At 63.9% G+C, this 9,675-nt stretch carries 10 protein-coding genes and 1 pseudogene; 2 read left to right on the forward strand and 9 right to left on the reverse strand.

The window, feature by feature from the left end; translation table 11 throughout:
* A partial coding sequence (locus tag E5W87_RS01840) for a PLP-dependent aminotransferase family protein (RefSeq protein WP_292393421.1) occupies nt 1-996 on the forward strand: 996 nt, incomplete at its 5' end.
* A 285-nt stretch (nt 997-1,281) separates the two neighbouring features.
* Here E5W87_RS01840 and E5W87_RS01845 read toward each other — a convergent pair.
* The 7 genes from E5W87_RS01845 to E5W87_RS01875 all read right to left on the reverse strand — a co-directional run bounded on the left by E5W87_RS01845 (nt 1,282) and on the right by E5W87_RS01875 (nt 5,901).
* Nucleotides 1,282-1,722 (reverse strand): hypothetical protein, encoded by a 441-nt coding sequence (locus E5W87_RS01845; protein WP_292393424.1) that lies wholly within the window; start codon nt 1,720-1,722, stop codon nt 1,282-1,284.
* A 293-nt stretch (nt 1,723-2,015) separates the two neighbouring features.
* The gene (locus E5W87_RS01850; protein WP_367118787.1) at nt 2,016-2,144 is read right to left on the reverse strand and encodes a VOC family protein; all 129 of its coding nucleotides are present in this window, start codon (nt 2,142-2,144) and stop codon (nt 2,016-2,018) included.
* Nucleotides 2,138-2,437, reverse strand: coding sequence for a VOC family protein (locus E5W87_RS01855; RefSeq protein WP_292393426.1), 300 nt, complete (start codon nt 2,435-2,437; stop codon nt 2,138-2,140). The genes E5W87_RS01850 and E5W87_RS01855 overlap by 7 nt, the downstream gene beginning before the upstream one ends.
* Before the next feature lie 201 nt (nt 2,438-2,638).
* Nucleotides 2,639-3,346, reverse strand: coding sequence for a CE1759 family FMN reductase (locus tag E5W87_RS01860; protein ID WP_292393428.1), 708 nt, complete (start codon nt 3,344-3,346; stop codon nt 2,639-2,641).
* A 37-nt stretch (nt 3,347-3,383) separates the two neighbouring features.
* Complete coding sequence (locus tag E5W87_RS01865) at nt 3,384-4,763, reverse strand: LLM class flavin-dependent oxidoreductase (protein ID WP_292393430.1); 1,380 nt, start codon at nt 4,761-4,763, stop codon at nt 3,384-3,386.
* Complete coding sequence (locus E5W87_RS01870; RefSeq protein WP_292393432.1) at nt 4,720-5,145, reverse strand: DoxX family protein; 426 nt, start codon at nt 5,143-5,145, stop codon at nt 4,720-4,722. The genes E5W87_RS01865 and E5W87_RS01870 overlap by 44 nt, the downstream gene beginning before the upstream one ends.
* 135 nt (nt 5,146-5,280) lie before the next feature.
* Nucleotides 5,281-5,901 carry a hydrolase gene (locus E5W87_RS01875; protein ID WP_292393435.1) on the reverse strand — a complete coding sequence of 207 codons (621 nt, stop codon included), beginning with the start codon at nt 5,899-5,901 and terminating at the stop codon, nt 5,281-5,283.
* Between the two features lie 128 nt (nt 5,902-6,029).
* Between E5W87_RS01875 and E5W87_RS01880 the strand changes: the two genes are divergently transcribed.
* Nucleotides 6,030-6,896 (forward strand): LysR family transcriptional regulator, encoded by an 867-nt coding sequence (locus E5W87_RS01880; protein WP_292393437.1) that lies wholly within the window; start codon nt 6,030-6,032, stop codon nt 6,894-6,896.
* 85 nt (nt 6,897-6,981) lie between these two features.
* Here E5W87_RS01880 and E5W87_RS01885 read toward each other — a convergent pair whose 3' ends face one another.
* Together E5W87_RS01885 and E5W87_RS01890 are read right to left on the reverse strand one after the other, a co-directional pair.
* Nucleotides 6,982-8,475, reverse strand: a complete 1,494-nt coding sequence (locus tag E5W87_RS01885) for an aldehyde dehydrogenase family protein (RefSeq protein WP_292393439.1) — start codon at nt 8,473-8,475, stop codon at nt 6,982-6,984.
* Nucleotides 8,476-8,649: 174 nt separating this feature from the next.
* Nucleotides 8,650-9,675 (reverse strand): annotated as a pseudogene (locus E5W87_RS01890) (efflux RND transporter permease subunit); the annotation flags it as partial.

Below are 9,675 nucleotides of genomic sequence, written 5' to 3' on the forward strand. Positions count from 1 at the left end.
CGGGCGGCGGCCGCGCCGGTCAGCTATCCCGATCCACGGGGCGATCCGCAGCTGCGAAAGGAGATCGCGGCCTATGTCGGAATCGCGCGGGCTCTTCGGTGCAGTCCCGCCCAAGTGTTCGTCACGGCAGGCTATTCCGGGGCGCTCGGTCTGGCGGTGCGCGCTCTGCAGGTCGAGGGATCGCGAGCATTGATCGAGGATCCGAGCTTCCCGATCACACGCAAAGCGCTCGATCTGGCCGGCATCACCGTGACGGCCGTTCCGGTCGACGCCGAAGGCCTGGATGTCGCTTCCGGCGTCCGGAGCGCTCAGGACGCAGCGCTGGCGATCGTCACGCCAGGCCAACATGCGCCGCTCGGGATGACGATGTCCTTGACCCGCAGGCTTGCGTTGCTCGCTTGGGCTCGGCGGAGCGACGCCTGGATCATCGAGGACGATTATCTGAGCGAGTTGCAGCTGACCGGCCGGGCGGCTCCAGCGCTCGCTTCGCTCGATCACGGTGGACGGGTCCTGCACATTGGCAGCTTCAGCAAGACGATCAGCCCAGTTCTGCGCCTCGGGTTCGTCGTTGCGCCCATCGAACTGACTGGCCGGTTCGGTGACGTATGCGCCTGCCTGGCGCCGGCTCCAGCCCTAGCGCTACAAGGCGCGGTGGCCGAGTTCCTGCGCGAGGGGCACTATATTCGGCATCTGCGGCGCATGAAGCGCCTCTACGCGTCTCGGCGGCAGGCCCTGCTCGACGGCCTCGCACAGGTCGGGTCGGTGTCGCTGAAAGTCGAAGCCACCGCTGGCTTGGCCGTCATTGTCTCGATAACCGCCTCTCTGTCGGACGTGGAGATCGCCCGTCGCGCCCGCTCGTTCGGCTTGGCTCCGTCGCCCCTCTCTCAATGGTGTGTCCGATCACCCCCGTGGCAGGGGCTCCTTCTCGGCGTGAGCAACTTGGATACGCGTCGGCTTACACAGTATTGCCGACAGCTCGCGGAAGCGGCGCAATAGCGCCACTTGTGCTCAGCGCTCCTTGAAGGGTCCGATCCTACAATGGACTGCTCCTGCCCTTCTGCTCCGACCGTGGATGGGCGGCGAGCGCTGCTCGGATGCTCGGGGACGCCAGGGTCAAAATGTCCGAGAAAAGCGCCAGAAGGCCGGCATAGCGTAAGCCGCTGACAGGGTCACGCCTGGATCTGGCCCGCGAGAGCCTAGGGCGCTCGATTCTGCGGTCGAACGGCACTTCCTGGGTGGCTTTCCGGCCCATCCAAGGAATGACGAACGGAGTGACGGCCCTTACTTCACCGTGATGCTCATACCGCTGAGATCGGCGTTGACTTGCAGGCCTACCTGCCTGCCTGTGAGTTCGAGTTGGGCGCCCTTGTCATTGGTCATGACGATCACCTGGGCCCCTTTGCCGAGCGCGCCGCCACCGCCCGCTGCACCGTACACCCCCGTCACATCTCTGGCGCGGCGTATGTGGCGCACGGTACCTTTGAAATAGGTCTTGGAGACACCGAAGGCGAGGCCGCCCGAGATGCCGCCGACCGAGATCGGATATCGGCGACCATGGAAGGTCAGCGTGCCCTCGCCTCCGGCGCCACCGATGAAGAAGGCCGCCTTGTAGATGGCGAAGCGGATCGTACCGCTGTCGGCATGCGCGGCGCTGGCAAAGCTAACTCCCGCGGCGGCGATGACGGCAACCGCGACTGAACGAAACCTGGACGAAATCTTCATGGTGAGAGACTCCTCAAGATCGCCGCTTACCCAGCCCGACCGGGCACGTCAGCGTCGTATCGAAGTAACAGCTGAACAGTCTCGCACGTCATTAGTTCCAAGGCACGCGGACTGAATCCCGCGGCGAGAAGACCGCCGCGAAACGAGGCGGGATGGCGAGCATGGTCTTGGCTCTGAGAACCGTGGCCGAATAGTGGGGATCTGCCTACGCCAGCCGCCAACTGAAAACAGCTGCGGAACAGTTAGGCGGATCAGTCACGCGGGGACGGTTGCCTTGGTGACCCGTTGCGGTGTTATGGATTCCAAATGACTTCCCAGAGGTGGCCATCCGGGTCTTTGAAGTATCCCGAATAAATACCCCAAGGTCGGTCGTGAGCTGCGTCAGTGAGCGTGGCTCCCGCTGCTTTCGCTTGGTTCAGTATTTGATCGACCTCGTCCTACTACCGGCAAGGTACCCAAGACTGAACTCTGTGGAGCTTGGAGCCCCAATGGAGTGGTGCGCATCCTTGGCAAGCTCGCTTCGAGGATAAAGGGCAAGGGTAAGGTCGCCCTCCAAGTGAAACATCACTATGGCCCCCGCGGGATGCGTATCGTCTCCTTTGAAGTCTTCGGCGGTAATACCCTTTGTGGGCAAACCGAGGCCGTCGCGATAGAACGCAAGGGATCGCGCTAGGTCATCGACCCCAAGAGTGACGACACCAATCTTTGGCTTCATGACTCACCAACCTACGGCTTCGTGATTTGATTTATGGTGGATGAGTTCGGCGACAAGAGGCGTTGGACGCAGTTTGGTTCCGATTGCCTTTCACGCTTGGCGCGGCGGGCGGACCGTTCATAGAAGCTCCACACGATGATCTCGCGACACGGCTGCACCTTCCGCGCGCACTTGTTGGAGATGACAATCAGTCCCTGACGATCAGCCGTGCTGCAGCGTGCCTCCTGCCGCCAGCCTCATCAGATCGGTGTCGAAATTGACATCGGCGGCGCTGCGCTCCGCCCGCGTCGCATTGCCTCCGAACTGGTGTTGGTAGCCCTGCCATGCCGCGTCCGCGATGGATCGGCCGGCGCCGCTCAGCAGGAACTGGGTGAGCTCGGTTGCAGCTCGATCGATGCGACCGCCAAGCTCCGGCGACCCCCAATCCTCCGGGGCAGCAAAGATCGACGTCGGAACGGGAAAAGTGCGCAGGAAAGCGAACAGCGGGCGCATCTGCTCGTCGGCGACCATCGCGTGGCGTGCGGTGCCGGCCGTTGCGGCGAGGATCACCGGCTTGGCAATAAGCAGGTCGTTGTCGACGATGTCGATGAACGACTTGAACAGCCCGCTCATACCGGCCTTGTACACTGGCGTGGCGGCGACAACGGCATCCGCGCCGCCAAGCGTGTCGATGACTGACTGCACCTTAGCTTCGGGAAAACCGGCCACCACGGCACGCGCAATATCGACTGCAAGCGGAGCCAGATCGATGACGCTGAGGACGGCGGTCTTTCCTGCAGCGGTGATGCGTTCGATGCTCTTCTGCGCGATGCGGTCGGCCAGCGTCCGCGTTGTCGAGGGATCATTTACGCCTGCGTTCACCACGACGAGCCGCATGGGCTCGCCGCTGTTCCCGATGGTCTTCGTCATCTCTCGAATCCTTTCCTTGGAGGCACCGCCAGAGGGGCTACCGCTCCGCGGGCGTGATATTGCCGAACCGCGCGGCCTGCCCCACGACCAGCGGAGGGCTGGCTGTGACGCTTTCGTCAGTATCGTGATACGGCCGGACGCCCGTCAGGTTGTCTCCGCGATTGGCATTCGGGCGCGGCTGACGCGGCGGCTGGTCTCTATACTTGGCCTGCACCAGGCTCTGGTGCGTCGGGGCTCCGGCGGCGCCCGGCGAGCGTCGCGCCGCCATCTCCTTGCGGAGCACGGGCACCACCTCAGTGCCCAGCAGTTCAACCTGCTCGAGAGCCATCTCAAGCGGCAGCCCCATGGCGTCTAGAACCCAGAGCTGCCGCTGATAGTCACCGAAGCCTTCCCGGAAGGTCAGCGTCCTGTCGATAACCTCCTGCGGGCTGCCGACACTGAGCGGCGTATCGCGCGAATATTCTTCCAGCCGATAGGTCTTTCCGTAAATGGGACTGCCTTCAAAATAGGGCCGGAATCGGTCGTATGCGTCCTGCGAGCGCTTCGCGATGAAGGCATAGCCACCAAGCCCGACGACGGCCTGCTCCTCGGTGCCGTGTCCGTAATGCTCGAACCGCTCGCGGTAGAAGTTCACCAGCGGCAGGAAGTGCAAGTTGGGCGCAAGGATGTTGTTGGCGAAATAGCCGTTCCCGTAAAAAGCCGCCTGCTCGGCGATCTCCGGGGTGCGGATCGACCCATGCCAGACGAAAGGAGGAACGTCGTCGAGCGGCCGCGGGATCGACGTGAAGCCTTGCAGTGGGGTCCGGAATTTGCCTTGCCAATCGACAACGTCCTCGCGCCACAGCTTGTGGAGCAGATTGTAGTTCTCGAGCGCCAGTGCGACGCCATCGCGCATGTCCTGCCCAAACCAGGGATAGACCGGCACTGTGTTCCCGCGGCCGAGCATCAGGTCCATCCGCCCCTTCGAGAGGTGCTGCAGCATCGCGTAGTCTTCCGCGATCTTCACCGGGTCATTGGTCGTGATGAGCGTCACGGCGGTGCTGAGGATGATGCGCTGCGTCTGCGCGGCGATATGGGCGAGCAGAGTCGTCGGCGAGCTCGAGAAGAAGGGCGGGTTGTGGTGCTCGCCGATGGCGAACACATCGAGCCCGACCTCGTCCGCCCGTTTCGCGATCTTGACGATCGCATCGATCCGCTCCGCCTCGCTCGGCGTGACGCCTGTGATCGGGTTGCGCGTTACGTCGCTGACAGAGAAGATTCCGAATTGCATTTTGAAGCTCCAGAGGCTTGATGTCGGTAGATATGCGGCGTCAAAGGGTGCGTCGTGATCCGCAAACGCGAGGCCGGCCCACCTTTCTTCTGACTCACCATGCTCACCGAGCCGGGATTCTCGCTTTCCGCAGCCGGGCCCAAGCAATGAACAGGGACAGGAAGAGCAGCGTCAGGTTGATGGGCAGCGTCTTCGCCGTCTCGCCGAGCAGCGCATGCGTGATGACCGCCCCCACCTGTACGAACGAAAGCCCGACAGCCGCCAGCGGCGTCAGCCAGGGCTTGATCCGCGTCGCGGCCGGCAGGATGAGACCGACAGCGCCCAGCACTTCGAGAGTGCCGATCAGCCGTGTGACGGCTGCCGGTACATGAGTGACGAAGCTCATGCTCCCGGCGAGCACGTCGATGGGCTGTGTCAGTTTGGCACCACCGGCTGCCAGATAGAGGAGAGCCAGGAGCGCCTGTGCGATCCACAGCGCCAGGCTCCAACGATTGGTCGGGCCGCGAGCGGCGCTTGCTTGAGTTTTCATTTTGATCGTCCTTTCGAAAATAAGGGAAACTGGCGGCCGGGGAGCCGACCATGCGAGGCTGGTCTGTGCTACCGGCGGAAAGGCGGGAAAATCGGCTCTGTCAGAGGCTTCCCCGCCTCTCCGACTATGGTGGCTTCAGGCGGCCTTTGCGGCCGGATCCTGCAGCTTCGCAAGCTCCTCGAAATACCAGTACACCAGCGCACGGGCCTTCTCGGCCACCGGCCCCGCCCAGTCGCGGAAGAGTTCGGTAACGACTGCCAAGGCCGTACTGGGGACCGCCCCGGCATGAGTGAGCCGCTGGATCGCCGTGCTGTGGGCAAGCTGCGACCGACCGCCGACGGCGTCGACCGGGAAAGCCACGTCATAACCGTCCTTGAGCGCATCGATGACCGGGAAGGCAAGGCAGATCTCGGTCCAGAGGGCGCCGATGATCAGCCGTTTGCGGCCGGTCTTTTCGACCGCGGCGCGAAAGGCCGGGTCCTCCCACGAGTTCATTGTCGAGCGATCGATCACCTCGATGCCGGGCAGTTCGGCGAGGATCGCCGGAACCGTGGGGCCGTTGACACCCATGTTTACACCGACCGTCGAGAGGACTACGGGCATGTCGAAAGCCCGTGCAGCCCTGATCAGCAGCCGCACGTTGAGCTCGACCAGGTTGGCCGGCGTTTCGGATCGGATCTGGCTGAACATTTCCGGCTGGTAGTCGATCAGCACCAGCGCAGATTCTTCGTATTTCCACACGTCTTGCACGCTCATCTATTTCTCCATGGGGTTGGTCCGGCGCGGCTATGCCGGATGAACTTGACCCACAAAGGATGGCGTTCCCTGTCGGCTTAAGGTAGCCTCCGATTTTGCGATTGATTGTTGCTGAAAGCGGAACGCCGATGGAGATCGAGGACGTCAGGACTTTCGTGGAGATCGCGGAGGGGCGAGGCATATCGCCTGCCGCGCGGCGGCTGGGCGTCGCAAAATCCGTCGTCAGCCGCCGACTGGCTCGGCTGGAGGAAACGCTCGGAAGCCAGTTGCTCTCTCGCACGACTCGCGGCGCCGCCTTGACGGAGGCCGGCGCGACGTTCCGCGACCACGCCACTCGCATCCTCGGCGAGTTCGAGGCGGCACAGGATGCGATAGCACCCGATGGCGCGGTGCGCGGATTTCTGCGTATCGCCGCGCCCCTGTCTGGCGGGCCGAGGCTTGTCGCACCGGTTCTTGCCGAACTCGCTCGACGCCATCCCTTGCTGCATGTTCATGCAGCCTACAGCGATCGTTTCGTGGATCTGATTTCCGAGGGCTTCGACGCGGGAATCAGGGCGGGAATTCTGCCTGACTCCAGCCTGATCGCCAGACGCATTCGGCCCATATCCGGCATGCTTGTCGCCAGCCCCGCCTATATCGCAGGGCATGGGGCACCGCAAACACTTGGCGAACTGGCGGCTCACGAATGCCTGTTGCAGGGGACCGAAGCATGGCGGTTCGTCGAGGGAGGGAAAACGATCGCGGTCCATCCTCACGGTCGTTTCAAGGCGGATAATGGCGAAGCGCTCCTTTCGGCGGCGCTGGCCGGGCTCGGCGTGGCGGCTCTGCCGGATTTCCTGATCGAGCCCCACATCGCCTCCGGTGCGCTCATCCCCCTCCTCGCCGACCACCCTGTGGTCGCGGCAGGGCTTTATGTGGTGCGTCCTCCCGGCGACTTCCCGCCACGCAAAGTCAGAGCGCTGATCGACATCATGCTCGAATATCTCGCCGGCTGAGGACGGGCATCTCGGCCATTGGCGGCAGCCAGATGATTGTGACTCCAACGCATTGTCACAGGCGCCGGCACCGCGCCGCCCAGGCTCAATCGATCTTGATGAACACGCCCTTGGTGTTGAGATACTCGTCGAGGTGCTCGGCGCCGCCCTCGCGGCCGTAGCCGCTCATCTTGTAGCCGCCGAAGGGCACGGCCGGATCGATGGCGTGATAGGTGTTCACCCAGACCGAGCCGGCGTGGATTTTTCGCGATAGCTGGTGCGCGGTGGCGACATTGCGGGTGAAGACCCCGGCAGCAAGACCGTAGGGCGTGTTGTTGGCCCGCTCGATCGCCTCATCGAGCGTATCGAACGGCAGCGCCGAAATGACCGGCCCGAAGATTTCCTCGCGCGCGATCCTCATGTCGTCCGAGACGCCGGCAAAGACCGTCGGCGCGACGAAATTGCCGGCGGCCAGCGCACCCTCCACAAGGCGTGTGCCGCCGGTGACGAGGGTCGCGCCCTCCGCCGTGCCGGCCTCGAGATAGGAGGCGACCCGTTGCAGCTGCTTTTCCGAGACGAGCGGGCCGATCTCTGTTGCCGGGTCGATGCCGTCGCCGATCCTGAGACCCTTGGCATAGGCCGCCAGCCGTTCGACAAACTCGTCATGGATGGAGCGTTCGACAAACAGGCGCGAGCCGGCGATACAGATCTGGCCGGAATTGGCGAAGACCGACATCGCCGCCACCGGCACCACTCTATCGAGATCGGCGTCGGCGCAGACGATAACCGGCGACTTGCCGCCAAGCTCCAGCGAGACACGCTTGAGGTTGCCGGCCGACGCCCGGACGATCGACTGGCCGGTTGCCGTCGAGCCGGTGAAGACGATCTTGTCGACGCCCATATGCTCGGCAAGTGCCGCACCTGCCTCGGCGCCGGTGCCGGTCACGATGTTGACGACGCCTTGCGGAACGCCAGCCTCGTTCATGATGTCGGCGATCAAAAGCGGCGTTAGCGGCGCCTCTTCCGAAGGTTTCAGCACCACCGTGCAGCCGGTGGCAAGCGCCGGCCCGATCTTCCAGATCGAAGCGGCCGTTGGTGCGTTCCAGGGGATGATGGCGCCGACGACGCCGACCGGCTCCTTGCGCGTGAAGGAGACGATTTCGCCCGGCAGCGAGTTCTCGATCGTCTCGCCATGCAGGGACGTCGCCATGCCGGCGTAATAGCGCAGCATGCCGATGACACGGTTGCGGTTGGCCAGGGTGCGCACGATCGGCATGCCCATGTCGGTCGTGTCCGAGCGGCTGATCTCCTCCCAGTGCTTTTCGAAGAGGTCGGCGATCTTGAGGAGCAGCACCTGCCGCTCATAGGGCCTGAACCGGCTCCACGGCCCGTCGAAGGCCTTGCGCGCCGCGGCCACCGCCAAGTCGATATCCTGGAGGTCGCCGCGTGGCACGGTGGCAATGATCGCACCGGTGGCCGGATTGCGGGTCTCCATGGTGCGGCCCGAGCAAGCGTCGACCCAGGCGCCATCGACGAACATCTTGCGATGGTGCCCGTCGATCGGCTGGCGCAGCGCCACCGGTGTCTGAGCTACGGTCATGACGTCCTCCTCCAGCGCTCCTGCCGGTGGGCGGATTTAACCCCTGGACGTCACATCTGCCAACAGCTCTATTCGGCCGCCACTCTATTCGGCCGCTAGAGGCAGTCGCGGCCTGTCGTCGTTTTCTGCCAGCTTCGGCTCGGCCGCCTGCTCGGCGTCCTTGGCCTTCTTGCGCTCCCTGCCGAAGAACAAGGCATAACCTGCCGGAAGCACGAGGATGGTGAGCACGGTCGCGACGAGAATGCCGCCCATCATGGCGTAGGCGAGCGGACCCCAGAAGACGCCGCGCGAAATCGGGATCAGCGCCAGGACTGCCGTCAGCGCCGTCAGCATGATCGGCCGGAAGCGGCGGACCGCCGAGCCGATGATGGCCTCCGAGCGTTCCATGCCGGACGCTATATCCTGATCGATCTGGTCGACCAGGATGATCGAGTTGCGCATGATGATGCCAAGCAGCGCGATCACGCCGAGAATGGCGACGAAACCGAAAGGCGCGCCACTGATCAAAAGTGCTGCCGCTGCACCGATGATGCCAAGCGGACCGGTCGCCAGCACTAGCATCGCCTTGCCGAAATGCTGCAGCTGGATCATCAGCAGCACGACGATGACGGCCAGCATGATTGGAGCTTTCGCAGCAATCGAGGCCTGGCTTTCTGCCGAATCCTCGGCGCCGCCCTGGATCTCGATGTTGTAGCCGGGTGCGAGACCGTCGCGCAGGCCTTGCATCTCGCTGTACATCTTCATCACGACGTCGTTCGACTGCACGCCATCCGGCAGCGTGGCACGCACGCTGATGGTCGGCAGGCGGTCGCGCCGCCATTCGACGCCTTGCTCCAGCACCGGTACGACCTTGGCGACCTGCGATAGCGGCACGAAGCCACCGAAATCCGTCGGGATGGAAACGGAGTCGACCGCCGACAGCAGGTGACGGCTCGCCTCCGGTTCGCGGGCAACGATCGAAACGGTCTCCTCGCCGTCGCGGAAATCGTCGAGCGGCGCGCCGGACATGGTTGCCTGCAGCATCTGGCGGATGCGCTGCGAGGTGACGCCGAGCGCACGGGCGCGATCCTGGTCGATCACCAGCTTCATCTCCGGAACCGGCTCCAGCCAATCGTCGTGAACGGCGCCGAGCAGCGGATTTGCCTGGAACTTCGCCTTCACCTCGTCGGCGATGCGGCGCACCTCCTGGCGATCCGGGCC

Origin of the sequence: Mesorhizobium sp. (genome assembly GCF_004962925.1) — a bacterium.
In the GTDB taxonomy this organism is placed as follows: domain Bacteria; phylum Pseudomonadota; class Alphaproteobacteria; order Rhizobiales; family Rhizobiaceae; genus Mesorhizobium.